We start from the raw sequence: 17662 nt of genomic DNA on the forward strand, positions 1-17662 counted from the left end.
GCGGGCCTTTTTATTGCACTGCGAGGCTCAGAACGCCTCCTCCTCCATCCCTGCACAGGTCATGTCGCGCGCCTTGACCACCTGTAGCCAGGCGCCGATGCGCGGCAGCTCGTAATGGAAGAAGTAGCGCTGCGCCGCCATGCTGCCGCGATGAGCTGCAATTGCCAGATCCTTGTCCATGGCCAGAACGGCCAGCGCCACATCCAGCCAGATCCAGGCCAGCACCAGGTGACCGAAGGCCTGCATATAGGGCACGGCATTGGCCAGTGCCTCCTGCGGGTTGCCCGTGGCCCAGGCTGCCTTGGTGGTTGATCCAACATCGGCCAGCGCACGCGCCAGTTGATTGGCATAGCTGCCCAGCTTCTCATGCTGCATGGCCCGCTGAATGGTGGCATTGATGCGTGCAGCCAGCAGTTGCAGGCCCTTGCCGCCATCCATGACGACCTTGCGGCCCAGCAGATCCATGGCCTGTATGCCGTGCGTGCCCTCGTGAATCATGTTCAGGCGGTTGTCGCGCCAGTACTGCTCGACCGCGAAATCGCGCGTATAGCCATAGCCGCCATGGATCTGGATGGCCAGCGAATTGGCCTCCAGGCAGAACTCGCTGGGCCAGCTCTTGGCCACCGGCGTCAGCACCTCCAGCAGCAGCCTGGCTTCTGCCGCCTGCTGTGCTTCGCCCGTGTACTGCTCGTCCACCAATCTGGCGCACAGCAGGTTCAAGGCCAGTGCACCTTCGCAATAGGCCTTCTGCGCCAGCAGCATGCGCTTGACGTCGGCATGTTCGATGATGCGCGACTGCGGCCGGCTCGCATCCTTGCCACCCTCGCCTATGGGCCTGCCCTGAGGACGGCTTTGCGCATATTCGAGACTGGCGTGGTAGCCCGCCATGCCCAGCATGGAGGCCGCCATGCCGATGGAAATGCGCGCCTCGTTCATCATGTGGAACATGCATTTGAGGCCCTCGCCGGGCTTGCCGACCAGATAGCCGATCGCACCCGCGCCGCGGCCGTCCAGACCACCACCATGCTGACCGCGCACAGGGTATTTGCCTTCGCCGAAATTGAGCAAGGTATTGGTCGTTCCGCGCCAGCCCAGCTTGTGGTTGAGGCCTGCCAGGGCCACATCGTTGCGCTCGCCGGTCAGCCGGCCCTCGGCATCGACCAGCTTCTTGGGCACGATGAACAGCGAAATGCCCTTCACGCCGGCAATGGTCTTGCCATCGGCGCCCGGAATCTTGGCCAGCACCAGATGCACGATGTTCTCGGTCATTTCGTGGTCGCCCGAGCTGATCCACATCTTGTTGCCCTTGAGGCGATAGCGCGGCCCCAGCGCGTCACTCTCATGCTCGATGCCATCGGGCTCGGCGCGCGTGGCGATGTCCGACAGCGACGAGCCCGCCTGCGGCTCGGACAAGGCCATGGTGCCGGCCCAGCGGCCGTTGAACTCATTGGCGGCAAAGACTTTTTTCTGCCGCTCGCTGCCATGGGCCATGATGGCATTGGCATTGCCCGAGGTCAGCATGTTCGAGCCTATGCTGATCGAGGCCGCCGCGAAAAAGCAGTTGGCCGCCGCCTCCACGGTGTAGGGCAGCTGCATGCCGCCCATCTCGTAGTCCTGAGCCGCGCTGAGCATGCCCGATTCGGCATAGGCCTCGCGGGCTTCATAGGTGCATTGAGGCAGGATGACTTTTTCGCCATCGAACTGCGGCTCCTGCAGATCCACCGTGCGATTGAAGGGCGCGTATTTCTCGCGCGCGATACGCTCGCAGGTATCCATCACCGCATCGAAAGTATCACGCGAATGATCGGCAAAGCGGGGGCGGCTGGTCAGGCCTTCGGCCTGCAGCCAGTCGTAGAGCAGAAAGTCAATGGTGGAACGCAGGCGCATAGATTACCTATCAAAGCAGGCTTCATCGCTTATGGATAAAGCGCTTGAAGCTATCAATTTCATATATCCAGAGGAGAAAAAAGCCGCCTCCAGCCCCTACCCCAAGGTGACCAGAAGGCGGCTTGGCTGAAGCCCTGCTTACAGCACTTCAAACACGCCCGCTGCGCCCATACCGCCACCAATGCACATGGTCACGCAGACACGCTTGGCGCCGCGGCGCTTGCCTTCGATCAGTGCATGCCCCGTCAGGCGCTGGCCCGAGACACCATAGGGGTGGCCCACAGCAATCGCGCCGCCGTTGACGTTGAGCCTGTCGGCCGGAATGCCCAGCTTGTCGCGGCAGTAGATGACCTGCACGGCAAAGGCTTCGTTGAGCTCCCACAGGTCGATATCGTTGATCGACAGACCCAGCTTCTTGAGCACCTTGGGAATGGCGTAGATGGGGCCGATGCCCATTTCGTCGGGCTCGCAGCCGGCCACGGCAAAGCCCAGGAAACGGCCCAGGGGCTTGAGGCCCTTGCGCGAGGCATATTCCTCGCTGACCACGGCGCAGGCGCCGGCCCCGTCGGAGAACTGGCTCGCATTGCCGGCCGTGATCACCCCGCCGGGCAGCGCGCTGCGCAGACCGCTGATGCCTTCCTTGGTCGTGCCCTCGCGAATGCCCTCATCCTTGCTGACGGTCACCTCCTTGGTGATCAGGCCGCGCACCTTGTCGGCCACGCCCATGACGGTCTTCATGGGAGCAATTTCCGCTTCGAACAGGCCGGCCGCCTGTGCCGCAGCCGCTTTCTGCTGGCTGGAGGCGCCGTACTCATCCTGGGCATCGCGACTGATGTTGTAGCGCTTGGCCACCTGTTCGGCAGTCTGCAGCATGCTCCAGTAGATCTCGGGCTTCATGGCCGTCAGCTCGGGATCGAAGGCCATGTGCGGATTCAGGTGGGGCTGCACGCAGGAGATGCTCTCCAGACCGCCCGCCACCAGCACATCGTTCTCGCCCGCGATGATGCGCTGGGCAGCCAGCGCAATCGCCTGCAGACCCGAAGAGCAGAAGCGGTTGATGGTCAGACCCGATGTGGTGACCGGCAGACCTGCACGCATGGCAATCAGACGGGCGACGTTGCCGCCGGTCGTGCCTTCGGGCAGGGACATGCCCATGATCACGTCCTCGACCTCGGCACCCTCAATGCCGGCGCGCTCCACTGCGGCCTTGACGGCGTGGGCCCCCAGGGTGGGACCGTAAGTCATGTTGAAAGCGCCCTTCCAGCTCTTGGCCAGCGGAGTGCGCGCGGTAGAAACAATCACTGCGGATGTCATGTTCTGTCCTTTGATTCTGGGTGTTCCGTGGCAAATCGTCCGCGCCTAGCTGAACTGCTTGCCTTCGGCGGCCAGCTTGGCCAGCAGCGGTGCGGGCTGCCAGAACTTGGCATCGTCGTTGGGGTTCTTGGCAAAGCGACCCATCGCCTGAACCACGTTGAACAGGCCGACCTCGCCCGCATAGTGCATGGGGCCGCCGCGCCACAGCGGAAAGCCGTAGCCGGTCAGATACACCATGTCGATGTCGCCGGACTTGCTGGCAATGCCGTCCTCCAGAATGTGCGCGCCTTCGTTGGCCAGCGCATAGACCAGGCGCTGCACGATTTCCTCGTCGGAGATCTTGCGCGGCGTGATACCCAGGCTCTTGCGGTGCTCGTCGATCATCTTGGCCACCACCTCCGAAGGGATGGCATCGCGCTTGCCAGGCACATAGTCATACCAGCCCGCACCGGTCTTCTGGCCAAAGCGGCCCAGCTCGCACAGACGGTCCGCACTGGCGCTGTACTTCATATCGGGTTTTTCGACATAACGGCGCTTGCGAATCGCCCAACCGATGTCGTTGCCCGCCAGATCGCCCATGCGGAACGGGCCCATGGCAAAGCCGAACTTCTCGATGGCCTTGTCCACCTGCTGTGGCGATGCACCTTCGTCCAGCAGGAAGCCGGCCTGGCGCGAGTACTGCTCGATCATGCGATTGCCGATGAAGCCGTCGCAGACGCCGGAGACCACGGCCGTCTTCTTGATCTTCTTGCCCACCTTCATCACCGTGGCCAGCACATCCTTGGCTGTGGCCTTGCCGCGCACCACTTCCAGCAGCTTCATCACATTGGCGGGACTGAAGAAATGCATGCCCACCACGTCTTGTGGACGCTTGGTGAAGGCGGCGATCTTGTCCACATCCAGGGTCGAAGTGTTGGATGCCAGAATCGCGCCGGGCTTGGCCACTTCATCGAGCTGCTTGAAGACCTGCTCCTTCACGCCCAGCTCCTCGAACACGGCCTCGATGATGAGGTCGGCATTCTTCAGATCGCCATAGTTAAGCGTCGTGGACAGCAGGCTCATGCGCTGCTCGTACTTCTGCTCGGAGAGCTTGCCCTTCTTGACCTGGGCTTCGTAGTTCTTGCGGATGGTCGCAACGCCGCGATCCAGGGCTTCCTGCTTGGTCTCCAGAATCGTGACGGGAATGCCCGCATTGAGGAAGTTCATGGAAATGCCGCCGCCCATGGTGCCGGCGCCGATCACGCCCACGGTGCGGATCTCGCGCACCGGTGTATCGCCGGGCACGTCGGGGATCTTGGAGGCGGCACGCTCGGCCATGAACAGATGGCGCAGCGAACGCGACTCGGGCGTCATCATCAGCTGCATGAAGGCTTCACGCTCGGCCACCATGCCGTCGTCGAACTTCTTGGTCGTGGCGTTCTTGACGGCCTCAAGACAGCGCAGGGGCGCAGGGAAGTTCTTGGACATGCCCTGCACCATGGTGGCGGCGAACTCGAAATAGGCCTCGCCCTGGGGATGCTTGCAGGACAGGTCGCGCACACGCGGCAGCGGGCGGACATCGGCGACCTCCAGCGCCAAGGCCTTGGCCTCGGCCAGCAGCGTCTCGGCCGATGCAGACATCTTGTTGAACAGCTTCTGGCCGGGCAGCATGGCCAGCATTTCGCTCATCACGGTCTCGCCGCTGACAATCATATTGAGTGCGGCTTCCACACCCAGTACGCGAGGCAGGCGCTGGGTGCCGCCGGCGCCTGGCAGCAGGCCCAGCTTGACCTCGGGCAGCGCCACGGCCGTGCCGGGGGCGGCAATGCGGTAATGGCATCCCAGCGCCAGCTCCAGCCCGCCCCCCATGCAGACGCTGTGAATCGCGGCGATCACAGGCTTGGTCGACAGGTCCAGTTGCTGGATGACCGAAATCAGATGCGGCTCGCGGTAGGCATCTTCCTTGCCGAACTCTGTGATATCGGCTCCGCCCGAGAAGGCCTTGCCGGCGCCGGTAATGACGATGGCCTTGACGGCGTCATCCGCCAGAGCCTGGCGCAAACCCTCAACCACACCTCGTCTGGTGGCCAGACCCAGGCCGTTGACCGGCGGGTTGTTCAAGGTAATGACGGCAATGGCTCCGTCCACTTTGTATTCAGCAGTCATGCTGTTGTCCCCTGTTCAATAAATAGAAAAGAACGGTCGTGCGTTTTTTATTTTCCGAATTTTGCTGCGTTGCGCAACTGATGTTTGTCCTGAGCGAGACAGCTCACACAATGAGCACACCTCATATCAGAGACATCAAGCAAGGGCCTGGGCGGCCCCACCGCCCCGCAGCCAGGATGTCGTCCCCCTCTCGCAAAGCGAGAGAGGGGGAAGCGGCAAAGCCGCTCAAGAGCTGCGCCGGCTCAAACCTCCAGCCACTCCTTGCGAACCTTTTCGTTCGCTCTGAGGGTTTCGGGAGTTCCGTCAAAAACAATATGCCCATGGCCCATGACCAGCGCCCGGTCCGAGATATTCATGGCGATGGTCAGCTTTTGCTCGATCAGCAGCACGGACACGCCGCGATCCTTGATCTTCTTGAGGTATTCGCCCACCAGCTCCACGATCTTGGGTGCCAGCCCTTCCGTGGGTTCGTCGATGATGATGAGATCCGGGTCGCCCATCAGCGTGCGGCAGAGTGTGAGCATCTGCTGCTCGCCACCCGACATCACGCCGGCCTCGGTGTGCTGACGCTCCTTGAGGCGGGGAAACATGGCATACATGTCGTCAAAACCCCAGCGACTGCCTTTGCCCTTGCCTTTCTGCCCCAGCATCAGGTTCTGATGTACGGTCAGATTGGGGAACACATCGCGGCTCTCCGGCACATAGCCAATACCCAGATGGGCCACCTCATAGGCTTTCTTGCCATGCAGGTTCTTGCCTTTCCAGTCCAGTGCCCCCTCCCAGTGCACCAGTCCCATGATGGCCTTGGCTGTGGTGGAGCGGCCCGAGCCGTTACGCCCCAGCAAGGCCACGATCTCGCCAGCATGGACCTCGAAGTCCACGCCATGCAGCACATGGCTTTTGCCGTAGTAGGCATGCAAATCGTTGATCTTCAGCATCTCAATGCGCTCCTGCCTGTTGGTCTGCGACGGAAGATCCCAGATATGCTTCTTGCACTCTGGCGTTGGCACGCACGGCTTCAGGCGTGTCATAGGCGATGACCTCGCCGTAGACCACCACGGCAATCTTGTCCGCCAGCCCGAAGACCACGCCCATGTCGTGCTCTACGGTCAGCAGCGTCTTGCCTTCGGTAACCTTCTTGATCAGCTGTATGAAATGCGCGGTTTCGCTGTTGCTCATGCCGGCCGTGGGTTCGTCGAGCAAGATGACGCTGGCACCGCCGCCGATGGTGATGCCGATCTCCAGCGCACGCTGCTCGGCATAGGTCAGGTTCACCGCGAGCGTGTCGCGCTTGCGGTGCAGACCGATCATCTCCATCAGCTCGTTGGCGCGTTCGTTGGCATCGTGCAGATTGGAGAGAAAACGCCAGAAGCTATAGCGGTAGCCCAGACTCCAGAGCACGCTGCAGCGCAGGTTTTCAAACACCGAAAGCTTGGGGAAGATATTCGTGATCTGAAAGCTGCGCGACAGCCCCATGCGGTTGATCTCGAACGGCTTTTTGCCGTTGATGCGCTGGCCGTGCAACAGCACCTCGCCGCTGCTGGGCTCGAAACGGCCGCTGATCAGATTGAACAGAGTGCTCTTGCCAGCACCGTTGGGGCCGATGATGGCAATACGTTCGCCGGCATTGACTGCCAGGTTGGCGCCGCGAATGATCTCGGTCTTGCCGAAGCTCTTGCGCAGATCGCGCAGCTCCAGTGCATGGCCTGACTGCTGCGCCGCTTGCGCAGCCGGTTGATGGATGGCGATGCTGGACATGGTTCAGCCCTCCCCTTTCTTGATGCTTTCTTCAATCGCTTCCTGTATGCGACCCCAGCGACGGGCCGTCAGGCGGCGCACGCCCTCCAGCAGGCCCAGGCCCACCACGAACACCACAATCGCCACGGTCCAGGTGGAGGCTGCGCTAGTGTCCAGCTCGGCGCCCATGAAGGGCACCTTGGGGCCCAGCGCCGCATTGAGCTGCATGTGATAGATCATCTCGATCAGCGACGCGGCACCTACCACCGTCACGATGCCGGCCGCCAGAATGCCCAGATAGGGCATGAGCAGGCGCTTGAAATGACCGAACTTGGCTACGCGCAGATTCATCATGATCAGGCTGGCCACACCGCCGGGCGCGTACATGACCATGAGCAGGAACACCAGGCCCAGGTACAGCAGCCAGGCCTTGGTCAGCTCGGACAGCAGCACCGAAGCCAGCACCAGCAGCACCGCACCGATGATGGGGCCGAAGAAGAAGGTGGCGCCGCCCAGGAAGGTGAACAGCAGATAGCCGCCCGAGCGCACCACGCTGACACTGTCCATGGCCGTGATGATCTCGAAATTGATGGCCGTCAGCCCGCCACCGATACCCGCAAAAAAGCCTGCAACGATGAAGGCGAAGTAGCGCACGCGCTGGGTGTTGTAGCCCACAAATTCCACACGCTCCGGGTTGTCGCGCACGGCATTCAGCATGCGCCCCAGCGGCGTGCCGGTGAAGGCAAACATGGCAGCAGTGCAGACAAAGCAATACACGGCAATCAGGTAGTAAACCTGCAGGCCGGAGCCGAAATCCAGCCCGAAAAACTTGCTGTAGACCCGGTCCGTGGTGATACCGCCCTCGCCGCCGAAGAACTCGGGAAACATCAGCGCCATGGAGGCCACCAGCTCTCCTAGACCCATGGTGATCATGGCAAAGGTGGTGCCCGATTTCTTGGTCGTCACATAGCCGAAGAGCGCAGCGAAGAACATGCCCGCCAGGCCACCCACCACGGGAATCAGCACCAGCGGAATTGCCATCTCGCCTGCAGCAGCCTTGTTCATGGCATGAATGGCCAGAAACGAGCCCAGGCCAGTATAGACCGCATGCCCGAAGCTCAGCATGCCGCCCTGCCCCAGCAGGATGTTGTAGGACAGACAGATGATGATCAGATAGCCGATCTGGCTGAGCATGGTCAGCGCCAGCGAGCTGGTGAAGATCAGCGGTGCCACGATCAGCGCCAGCGCAAACAGGCCCCAGATCAGAATTCGCCCTATGTTCAAGGGCTTGAAGCGGTAATGCGCCTGAGCCCGAGCTTTGTCGGCAGCAGAAGAATTCATGGATGTTTTTGCAATCGAAGACATGGCTCAATCCCCTCTGGTACCCAGCAAGCCCTTGGGGCGGAAGATCAGAATCAGCACCAGGAACAGGTAAGGCAGGATGGGCGCAACCTGCGACAGCGTCAGCCGCAGCACGGGCCAGCCGAAGGTGGATTCATTGACCTGATGCCCCATGGAGGCGAACAGGCCGGCCAGCGACCAGTCCAGCGCCACGGCAAAGGTCTGCACCACGCCGATCAGCAGCGAAGCCACGAAAGCCCCCGCCAGCGAGCCCATGCCGCCCACCACCACCACCACGAAAATGATGGAGCCCACGGAGGCCGCCATGGCGGGCTCGGTCACATAGGTGTTGCCGCCAATCACGCCGGCCAGACCGGCCAGCGCGCAGCCGCCGCCAAACACCAGCATGAACACGCGCGGCACGTTGTGGCCCAACGCCTCCACCATTTCTGGGTTCTTGAGCGCGGCCTGAATCACCAGGCCGATGCGCGTACGCGTCAGCAGCAGCCAGACGGCCACCAGCATCAGCAGCGCCACCAGCATCACAAAGGAACGCGACTTGGGGAACTGTGTGCCATACAAGGTAAACAGCGGCCCCTGCAGCGCCGATGGCAGCGCATAAGGCACTGTGCCGCGCCCCCAGACGAGCTGCACCACTTCCAGAATCAGATAGGACAGGCCAAAAGTCACCAGCAGCTCGGGCACATGGCCGTATTTGTGCACGCGGCGCAGGCTGTAGCGCTCGAACAGCGCTCCCAGCACGCCCACCAGCACCGGGCTGAAAAAGAGCGCGGGCCAGAACCCGATGATGCCGCTAAGCGTGTACGCGAAATACGCGCCCAGCATGTAGAAACTGGTGTGAGCGAAATTAAGCACGCCCATCATGCTGAAGATCAGCGTCAGGCCTGAGCTGAGCATGAAAAGCAACAGCCCGTAGCTCACTCCGTTGAGCATCGATATGGTGAAAAATTCAGGCGTCATCGACTTGCCTTGTTCTCATTAGCAAAAAGACCGCTGCAGCACTGCACCTGTTATGCGCTCTTGTGGGTGCGGATGCTGCAGCACGAGGGAGAGTGAGAATATGCGAGCCTGACTCAGGACGGACGCTTCATCTGGCAGCTGGTGGGCGTGCTGGCCACATAGGGCTCGTAGTACTTCACGGGGGCGAAGGTGTAGCCGGTGTTTTCCGCGTCATAGGGGAACTTGCCGCCCGCCTTCTGCCACTTCGAGATGTACAGGCCCTGTTGCAGCTGGTGGTCACTCTTGCGCATCTCGACATCGCCGTTGAAGCTTTTGAGCTTCATGCCCTCAAGCACCGCCGCAACCTTGACCGGGTCGGTGGATCCCGTCTTGACAAAGGCCGCATCCAGCAAGGCGAATACATGGTAGATCGAGCTTTGCGTCAGGTCGTCATTGAACTTCTTCTTGAAGCTGTCCATGCTGGCCTGAATCGGCGCGCCCATGTTGTAGTGCCCGTAGGTCACGGTATAGACCTTGCCGTCGGAGGCCGCGCCCATGGCTGTGGGAGCGCCGGCGCCAAACGCGTAATAGGTATAGAACTTGACGTTGTTCAGGCCCGCGTCGTTGGCAGCCTTGAGCAGCAGCGACAGATCCGCGCCCCAGTTGCCGGTGATTACCGTATCGGCTCCCGACTGCTTGATCTTGGCCACATAGGGCGCGAAGTCGCGTACCTGGGCCAGCGGAGAAAAGTCATCGCCCACGATCTGCACATCGGGACGCTTTCTCTTGAGCAGGTCCTTGGCGAACTTGGACACCTGCTGACCATGCCCGTAGTTCTGGTTGATCAGATAGACCTTCTTGACCTCGGCATCGTCCTTCATGAAGGTGGTCAGCGCCTCCATCTTCATGGAGGTATCGGCATCGAGTCGGAAATGCCAGTAGCTGCACTTGCTGTTGGTCAGGTCGGGATCCACGGCCGCGTAGTTGAGATAGAGCAGCTCCTTGCCCTTGTTGCGCGCATTGTGCTTTTCCAGCGCATCCATGATCGCCAGCGCCGGGCCCGAGCCATTGCCCTGCGTCACATAGCGCACGCCCTGATCCATGGCCGAGCGCAGCGCGGCCGTGGTCTCCTGCGGGCTGAGCTTGTTGTCCAGCGCCACGATCTCGAACTTCACGCCCGAGGCATTTTTCTTGTTGAACTCCTCCGCCAGCAACTGAAAGGTCTTGAGCTGATTCGTTCCCACGGCAGCCATCAGACCCGACAAGGGATCAATCCAGGCGACCTTGACGGTTTCACCCTTCTGAGCCCATGCACCACCTGCACTCACAGCCATAGCCGAGAGGGCCACCGCACGTATAACCCATTTCATACTTGTCTCCTTTCATTGTTTTTGCTAGCGACTGCCGCCAATCTACCGGTCGGTAGACTTTTTCCCGCTGGGGAAAGCCTTAGTAACTATCACGCATGCGACTTCCAAGGCCGATTCACGGCAGTTGGCGACACTTGTGCGACAGCTGCTCGCACTTGCAGGCGAATGAAACCCGGGAATAAAAAAGGACGCCACCAGGGCGTCCCGAATATCGATCCTGCCTCCCCCGCTCAGGAGGGGCGTTTCATCTGGCAACTGGTGGGGGTGCTGGCCACATAGGGCTCGAAGTACTTCACGGGCGCAAAGGTATAACCCGTGTTCTCCGAGTCCATGGGGTATTTGCCGCCGGCCTTCTCCCATCGCGCGATGTACAGGCCCTGCTGCAGCTGGTGATCGGTCTTGCGCATCTCGACCTCGCCGTTGTAGTTCTGGAACTTCATGCCCTCCATGGTCGCGGCGACCTTGACCGGGTCGGTGGTCTTGGCTTTTGCAAAAGCCTGGTCGAGCATGTTCAGCCCCGTGTACACGGTACCGGTGTACATATCCTCGTTGACCTTGGCCTTGAAGCCCTTGACGATCTTGTCCATGGCGCCGGGCATGTTCAGGTGGCCGTAGCCCACCATATAGACCTTGCCTGCCGCCGCCGCCCCCATGGCCGTGGGCGCGCCCGTGGCAATGGCGTAATAGGTGTAGAACTTGACGTTGTTCAGGCCAGCATCGTTGGCGGCCTTGATGAGCAGCGCCAGATCCGAGCCCCAGTTGCCGGTGATCACCGTATCGGCGCCCGACTGCTTGATCTTGGCCACATAGGGTGCAAAGTCGCGCACCTGGGCCAGAGGAGAGAAGTCGTCACCCACGATTTCCACATCGGGGCGCTTGCGCTTGAGCATCTCCTTGGCAAACTTGGACACCTGCTGGCCATGCGAGTAGTTCTGGTTGATCAGATAGACCTTCTTGACCTCTGGCACGTCCTTCATATACGTGGTCAAGGCCTCCATCTTCATGGAGGTATCGGCATCGAGGCGGAAATGCCAGTAGCTGCACTTGCTGTTGGTCAGGTCCGGGTCCACCGCCGCATAGTTGAGGAACACGACCTCCTTGCCCTTGTTGCGCGCATTGTGCTTTTCCAGCGCATCCATGATGGCCAGCGCCGGGCCCGAGCCATTGCCCTGGAACACATAGCGCACGCCCTGATCCATGGCCGAGCGCAGCGCGGCTGTGGTCTCCTGCGGGCTGAGCTTGTTGTCGATGCCGATGATTTCGAACTTCACCCCCGAAGCACTGCTCTTGTTGATTTCCTCGGCCACGTACTGCAGGCTTTTGAGCTGATTGGATCCCAGCGCTGCCATCAGGCCCGAGAGCGGGTCAATCCAGGCGACCTTGACGGTCTCACCCTTCTGCGCCATCGCACTCCCCGCGCACGCCAGGATCACCGATGCTGTCAAAGCCTTGATTGCAAACTTCATAGAGCGTCTCCGTTGGTGGTTATGAGCGACGCTCAGACTAAAGGGCAAGCCAGCGCCTGCGGCCTGGGGGTTGCCCTAGCGCATATCACTTTGGCGACTGCAGGGTTTACCTCAGGCCGAAGCTCCCAAAACAATAGCTGCTGGCGCCCGCCTATAAAAATGCAGAGACTTATCTGATTCAGCGGCCTAGAGCGGCAACTGGCTTTCCGTCAGCGGCAGGCCGCTGGAGCTGGTCAGCACCTGCGGTTCCGGCAGCTCCCTGTCCTCCAGATGCGGTCCTATATCGCGAATCAACTCGTCGAAACTCAGCCTGCCGGCCTTGACCCTGGCCAGCAGTTCGACCACTCCGGGCAATTGATCAAAGCGTGCTCCTGCAATCAGCGCCAGACACAGATAGTTGAGCAGGTCGCGCGTACCAGCAAGCCCATGGCGGCGCGCAAACTCCAGTTGCTGACGCGCAAACCAATGCATTGCCAGCGGCGGCAATCTGTCGCGCAGATGGACCTGGTTCAGATTCAGGTAATAGATCAGCAAATCGGGCACATTGCCCTTTACCAACGCATCGACCTGAGCGGTGCTGAATTGAAGCGGCAGGGGCGCCGCAGGCCCGGCAAAATCAGCCACCGCATATTCATGCAACCGGCCCGATCGACTCCAGCACCACCAGCGTGCAACCGGACCCAGCAAGGCCAGGCACTGGGCAGGGCGCAGCACGGGTTCGATGGCGGTTTGCATGTCCGGATCGCTTTGCCCGAGCAAGGCCGCCAGCACGGCGGGGTCCCATAAGGCAAGATAGCTGCCGTCGCCGCCAGGCAGTCTTGGATCCATGGCCAGGCGCAGATGGGCCAGCAGCACCGGCATCTCGCACTCGCTCGCCAGCAAGCTGGCGCAAGGGCTGGCCTGCACCACATCGAGCACGGCGTCGAGAAAATTCTGCTGCGGCATTTTCAAGGCCTGAGCAGTGCTGCCAAGGTGTACCAACCAGGGGCTGAGCTTGCCCTCCTTGCTCGCGCGTGTGAACGCAAACAAGGCCTCGGCACCGCTTTGCGGCACCTGCACCAACAAGTCACTGTTCTGCGCCGCATCCAGCAACAGATACAGCTGCAAGGGCTTGCCTGTTGGCTTACCAGTCGAGACGAGCTGCGACCAGCGCAGAGGCCAGCTCTTGCGTGCAGGTCTTGTTTGCGGCCAGAGCGGCCCGGCGCTCATGGCAACTCCTTGTTCACAAAGGCTGAGCGCTGCTGCGCCCGACGTGCCAGGCACTCCAGACACACATTGCGCGGTGCAGCCTGGGCGACAGCCTCTGGCCCACAGGCTGCTGCAGGAAGACTCCATGTACCCAGTCCGCCTAGCAAGGCGGCTCCGAGAAGCTGGCGTCGCGGCAAGTCGTGGGCACGACCACCATCCGATATCAAGAGTGACGAGCAGTCGCAAAAACCGGGAGCTGAAGGCATGGATGTCAAGCAATGGCGCCAGAAAAGGCACAGGCAAAAAAGCCATCATCTCACGATGATGGCTTTGCTCCGGCCTGGCCGGGGGACGTTCAGACCGCCGTGGGTAGCTTGTAGTCCTTGAGTTCCTCACGCAGACGGGTCTTGAGCATCTTGCCCGTGGCACCGATCGGAATGGCCTCCACAAACACCACATCATCGGGAATCTGCCATTTGGCCGTCTTGCCCTCGTAGAACTTCAACAGCTCCTCACGCGTGATTTCCGCGCCAGGTTTCTTGACCACGGCCACGATGGGGCGCTCGTCCCACTTGGGATGCGGCATGCCTATACAGGCAGCCATGGCCACGGCCGGGTTGGCCATGGCGATGTTTTCAATATCGATGGAGCTGATCCATTCGCCGCCGGACTTGATCACATCCTTGCTGCGATCGGTGATCTGCATGTAACCGTCGGGGTCTATCGTCGCCACATCCCCCGTCGGGAACCAACCGTGGCCGTCGGCCCCGCGCACCAGGGGGTTGCCGCTGCCTTTGTAATAGCTGTCGATGATCCAGGGGCCGCGCACCAGCAGGTCGCCATAGCTCTTGCCATCCCAGGGCTGCTCGTCGCCGGCGTCGTTGACGATCTTCATCTCCACACCATAGATCGCGCGCCCCTGCTTCTGCCGGATCTTCATCTGCTCTTCCTTGGGCAGTTCCAGATGCTTGTTCTTGAGCGTGCACAGCGTGCCCAGCGGGCTCATCTCCGTCATGCCCCATGCGTGCAGCACCTCCACGCCATAGTCGTCCTGGAAGGCGGTGATCATGGCTGGCGGGCAGGCGGAGCCGCCGATCACCGTGCGATTGAGCTTGGAAAAACGCAGGCCGCCCGGCTTCATATAGCCGAGCAGCATCTGCCAGACGGTGGGCACGCCAGCAGCAAAGGTCACGCCTTCCGACTCGATCAGCTCGTAGACCGACTTGCCGTCGAGCGCCGGGCCCGGAAAGACCATCTTGCAGCCCGTGAGCGCCGCCGAATATGGCAGGCCCCAGGCATTGACGTGGAACATGGGGACCACGGGCAGCACCGAATCACGGGCCGACAGGCACATCACGTCGGGCAGCGCTGCGGCATAGGCGTGCAGCGTGCTGGAGCGGTGGCTGTAGAGCACGGCCTTGGGGTTGCCCGTGGTGCCGCTGGTGTAGCACATGCTGGATGCGGTGTTCTCGTCGAACTGCGGCCAGCGGTATTGATCGGACTGGCCTGCAATCCAGCTCTCGTAGCTGACGAGGCCTGGAATGCCGCTGTCTGCCGGCAGCCGGTCTGTATCGCAGAGCACCACCCATTGCTGCACCTGCGGGCATTTGGCATGCACGGCCTGGATGATGGGCAAAAAGGTCAGGTCAAAGCACAGCACCTTGTCTTCGGCGTGATTGACGATCCATGCGACCTGCTCGGGATGCAGGCGCGGGTTGATGGTGTGCAACACCCGGCCCGAGCCGCTGACGCCAAAATACATCTCCATGTGGCGATAGCCATTCCAGGCCAGGCTGGCCACGCGCTCGCCCGGCACCAGGCCCATGGCATCGAGCTTGTTGGCAAGCTGACGCGAGCGCGCCGCCAGATCCTTGTAGGTGTAGCGGTGGATATCGCCTTCCACACGGCGGGAGACTATCTCTCCATCGGCATGGTTGCGCGCGGCAAACTCGATCAGGGAAGAAATCAACAGCGGCTGGCTTTGCATCAGACCCAACATTGGCAGTCTCCTGGATATCGTTGTGATGATCGGGAAGCATCCTAGCGCGGGCTTCCAGGCCGTCATCTGAGGACTGTCACCAATGCGTAACCTTGGCGACCTTTGTCTGCATCCTCCCTCTGAACGATGTGCGCGCACTCAGGGAAAAACCTAGGCTGCTCTCCAACGGAAACCGGCTCAACAACCCTGCAAACCCTGTCCTTGATGCTGCTCAAGCACAATGATTGCATGAGCGAATCCCCTGCCCCGCAATGGCGCAAGCCCGGCCGCTTCGAAGCTCTGGGCCCGGCTTTTTTCACCTATCTCCAACCCACGCCCGTGCCAGAGCCGCACTGGATTGCCGCCAGCGTCAGCACGGCCCGCTGGATAGGCTTGAACACCGAATGGCTGCACAGCGCCGAAGCGCTGCAAATCCTCAGCGGCAATGCCGTCTCCGGCCATGGCAACGGCGGCAGCAAGCCGCTGGCCACTGTCTATAGCGGTCACCAGTTCGGCGTCTGGGCCGGCCAGCTTGGCGACGGCCGCGCCATCTTGCTGGGCGAGACTGAGCAGGGCTTTGAAGTCCAGCTCAAGGGCGCTGGCCGCACCCCCTATTCACGCATGGGCGACGGTCGGGCCGTGCTGCGCTCGTCGATTCGCGAATTTCTCTGCAGCGAAGCCATGGCAGCCCTGGGCATTCCCACCACGCGAGCGCTGGCGCTGACGGGCTCGCCCTTGCCCGTGGCGCGCGAGACCATGGAAACTGCCGCCGTCGTGACCCGTGTGGCCGAGAGCTTCATCCGCTTCGGCCATTTCGAGCATTTCGCCGCGCGCGACATGCAGACCGAACTTAAAGCCCTGGCCGATCTGGTCATAGACCAGCATTACCCGGAATGCCGCACGGCCGTTGCACTGAACGGCAATCCCTACGCCAATTTTCTGCAGGCCGTAAGCGAGCGCACTGCCCGACTGATGGCCCAGTGGCAAGGCGTGGGCTTTTGCCATGGTGTGATGAATACCGACAATATGAGCATTCTGGGCCTGACCATCGACTACGGCCCCTTCCAGTTTCTCGATGCCTTCGACCCAAGCCATATCTGCAACCACAGCGACAGCCAGGGCCGCTATGCCTTTAACCGCCAGCCCCAGGTGGCCTACTGGAATCTCTACTGCCTGGGCCAGGCCTTGCTGCCGCTGATCGGCGACGAAGAGCTGACGATTGCTGCGCTGGAGTCCTACAAGACCGTCTTCCCCGCCGCCTATGCGCGCCAGATGCTGGCCAAGCTGGGCCTGCCCGAAAACGAGGCCGGCACGCCTGCCACCGAAGGCCGCTTTGCGCAGCTGGTCAACCCGCTGCTGCAGATCCTGGCCGACAACAAGGTGGACTACACCATCTTTTTCAGCCGCCTGACCGATGCTGTTGCACAAAGGCAGGAAACGAAAATCGACTTTGAGCCACTGCGTGACATCATTCTGGATCGCGCCAGCTTTGATGCCTGGTCACTCACTTATTCAGAGCAGCTAGCGCAAGTGGACAAAGCACAGACCGTCGATTTGATGCAAAAATCCAATCCGCGCTTTGTGCTGCGCAACCATCTGGGCGAGACCGTGATTCGTGCCGCCCAGGCCGGTGACTTCGCCCCGGTGCAGCAGATGCTGGCCGTGTTGCAGACGCCTTATGACTCGCACCCGGACCACAACGACTGGGCCGGCTTCCCGCCCGACTGGGCTTCCTCGATTGAAATCAGCTGTTCATCATGAGCTTTCCTGTCCAGAAATCCGACCAAGAATGGCAAGCCCTGTTGCAGGACAAGGGTGCCGAAGCTGCGGCCTTCCAGGTCACACGCCACGCAGCCACCGAGCGACCTTTCACCGGCAAATACGAGCAGTTCTGGGCCGATGGCAGCTACCACTGCATCTGCTGCGGCAACAAGCTGTTCGACTCCCATACCAAGTTTGACGCCGGCTGCGGCTGGCCCAGCTTTGACCAGGCCCTGCCCGGCGCCATCACCAATATCGTGGACCGCAGCCACGGCATGGTGCGCACCGAGACGGTGTGCAGCAACTGCGGAGCCCATCTGGGCCATGTCTTTCCCGACGGTCCCACTGACACAGGCCTGCGCTACTGCATGAACTCGGCCTCGCTGGATTTCCAGAACGAGCCCCCAAAATAAGAGCTGGCAAGGCTTGAGCAGCAAGGGCTATGCTTCCAATCGGGCTCGCTGCGCTGGCGTTGCGTATCAGCTTTGATAGCTGATTCCGTCCAGCGTACAAGG

At 61.2% G+C, this 17662-nt stretch carries 13 protein-coding genes; 2 read left to right on the forward strand and 11 right to left on the reverse strand.

The genetic code is table 11. The features are described from left to right. Window positions 1–27: 27 nt before the first annotated feature. The 11 genes from AAIL67_RS10095 to AAIL67_RS10145 all read right to left on the reverse strand — a co-directional run bounded on the left by AAIL67_RS10095 (window position 28) and on the right by AAIL67_RS10145 (window position 15407). Window positions 28–1887 (reverse strand): acyl-CoA dehydrogenase, encoded by a 1860-nt coding sequence (locus AAIL67_RS10095; RefSeq protein WP_003069484.1) that lies wholly within the window; start codon window positions 1885–1887, stop codon window positions 28–30. A 138-nt stretch (window positions 1888–2025) separates the two neighbouring features. Continuing rightward, complete coding sequence (locus AAIL67_RS10100) at window positions 2026–3201, reverse strand: acetyl-CoA C-acyltransferase (protein WP_003069486.1); 1176 nt, start codon at window positions 3199–3201, stop codon at window positions 2026–2028. Window positions 3202–3246: 45 nt separating this feature from the next. Then, on the reverse strand, window positions 3247–5346 hold the full coding sequence (locus tag AAIL67_RS10105; protein ID WP_280040943.1) for a 3-hydroxyacyl-CoA dehydrogenase NAD-binding domain-containing protein: 2100 nt from the start codon (window positions 5344–5346) through the stop codon (window positions 3247–3249). Window positions 5347–5588: 242 nt separating this feature from the next. Beyond that, the gene (locus tag AAIL67_RS10110) at window positions 5589–6284 is read right to left on the reverse strand and encodes an ABC transporter ATP-binding protein (protein ID WP_003069489.1); all 696 of its coding nucleotides are present in this window, start codon (window positions 6282–6284) and stop codon (window positions 5589–5591) included. 1 nt (window position 6285) lies between these two features. After that, entirely contained in the window at window positions 6286–7104 is an 819-nt protein-coding gene (locus AAIL67_RS10115; protein WP_046460817.1) for an ABC transporter ATP-binding protein, read from the reverse strand. A 3-nt stretch (window positions 7105–7107) separates the two neighbouring features. Then, window positions 7108–8448 (reverse strand): branched-chain amino acid ABC transporter permease, encoded by a 1341-nt coding sequence (locus tag AAIL67_RS10120; RefSeq protein ID WP_343483904.1) that lies wholly within the window; start codon window positions 8446–8448, stop codon window positions 7108–7110. Window positions 8449–8451: 3 nt separating this feature from the next. Further along, window positions 8452–9405 (reverse strand): branched-chain amino acid ABC transporter permease, encoded by a 954-nt coding sequence (locus AAIL67_RS10125; RefSeq protein WP_003069495.1) that lies wholly within the window; start codon window positions 9403–9405, stop codon window positions 8452–8454. A gap of 113 nt (window positions 9406–9518) precedes the next feature. Then, the gene (locus tag AAIL67_RS10130; RefSeq protein WP_343483905.1) at window positions 9519–10754 is read right to left on the reverse strand and encodes a branched-chain amino acid ABC transporter substrate-binding protein; all 1236 of its coding nucleotides are present in this window, start codon (window positions 10752–10754) and stop codon (window positions 9519–9521) included. Window positions 10755–10984: 230 nt separating this feature from the next. After that, the gene (locus AAIL67_RS10135) at window positions 10985–12220 is read right to left on the reverse strand and encodes a branched-chain amino acid ABC transporter substrate-binding protein (protein WP_034390757.1); all 1236 of its coding nucleotides are present in this window, start codon (window positions 12218–12220) and stop codon (window positions 10985–10987) included. A 186-nt stretch (window positions 12221–12406) separates the two neighbouring features. Next, complete coding sequence (locus tag AAIL67_RS10140; RefSeq protein WP_343483906.1) at window positions 12407–13429, reverse strand: DUF4123 domain-containing protein; 1023 nt, start codon at window positions 13427–13429, stop codon at window positions 12407–12409. Window positions 13430–13763: 334 nt separating this feature from the next. Beyond that, window positions 13764–15407: a 3-(methylthio)propionyl-CoA ligase gene (locus AAIL67_RS10145; protein WP_343483907.1), complete on the reverse strand. Its 1644-nt coding sequence runs from the start codon at window positions 15405–15407 to the stop codon at window positions 13764–13766. Window positions 15408–15635: 228 nt separating this feature from the next. Here AAIL67_RS10145 and AAIL67_RS10150 point away from each other — a divergent pair, with 228 nt between their 5' ends. Beyond that, window positions 15636–17147: a YdiU family protein gene (locus tag AAIL67_RS10150; protein WP_052088103.1), complete on the forward strand. Its 1512-nt coding sequence runs from the start codon at window positions 15636–15638 to the stop codon at window positions 17145–17147. Next, window positions 17144–17560 carry a peptide-methionine (R)-S-oxide reductase MsrB gene (gene msrB / locus AAIL67_RS10155; RefSeq protein ID WP_012838923.1) on the forward strand — a complete coding sequence of 139 codons (417 nt, stop codon included), beginning with the start codon at window positions 17144–17146 and terminating at the stop codon, window positions 17558–17560. Before AAIL67_RS10150 ends, msrB begins: the two co-directional genes overlap by 4 nt. Window positions 17561–17662: the final 102 nt, after the last annotated feature.

The organism is Comamonas sp. A7-5, from assembly GCF_039581385.1.
In the GTDB taxonomy this organism is placed as follows: domain Bacteria; phylum Pseudomonadota; class Gammaproteobacteria; order Burkholderiales; family Burkholderiaceae_C; genus Comamonas; species Comamonas thiooxydans.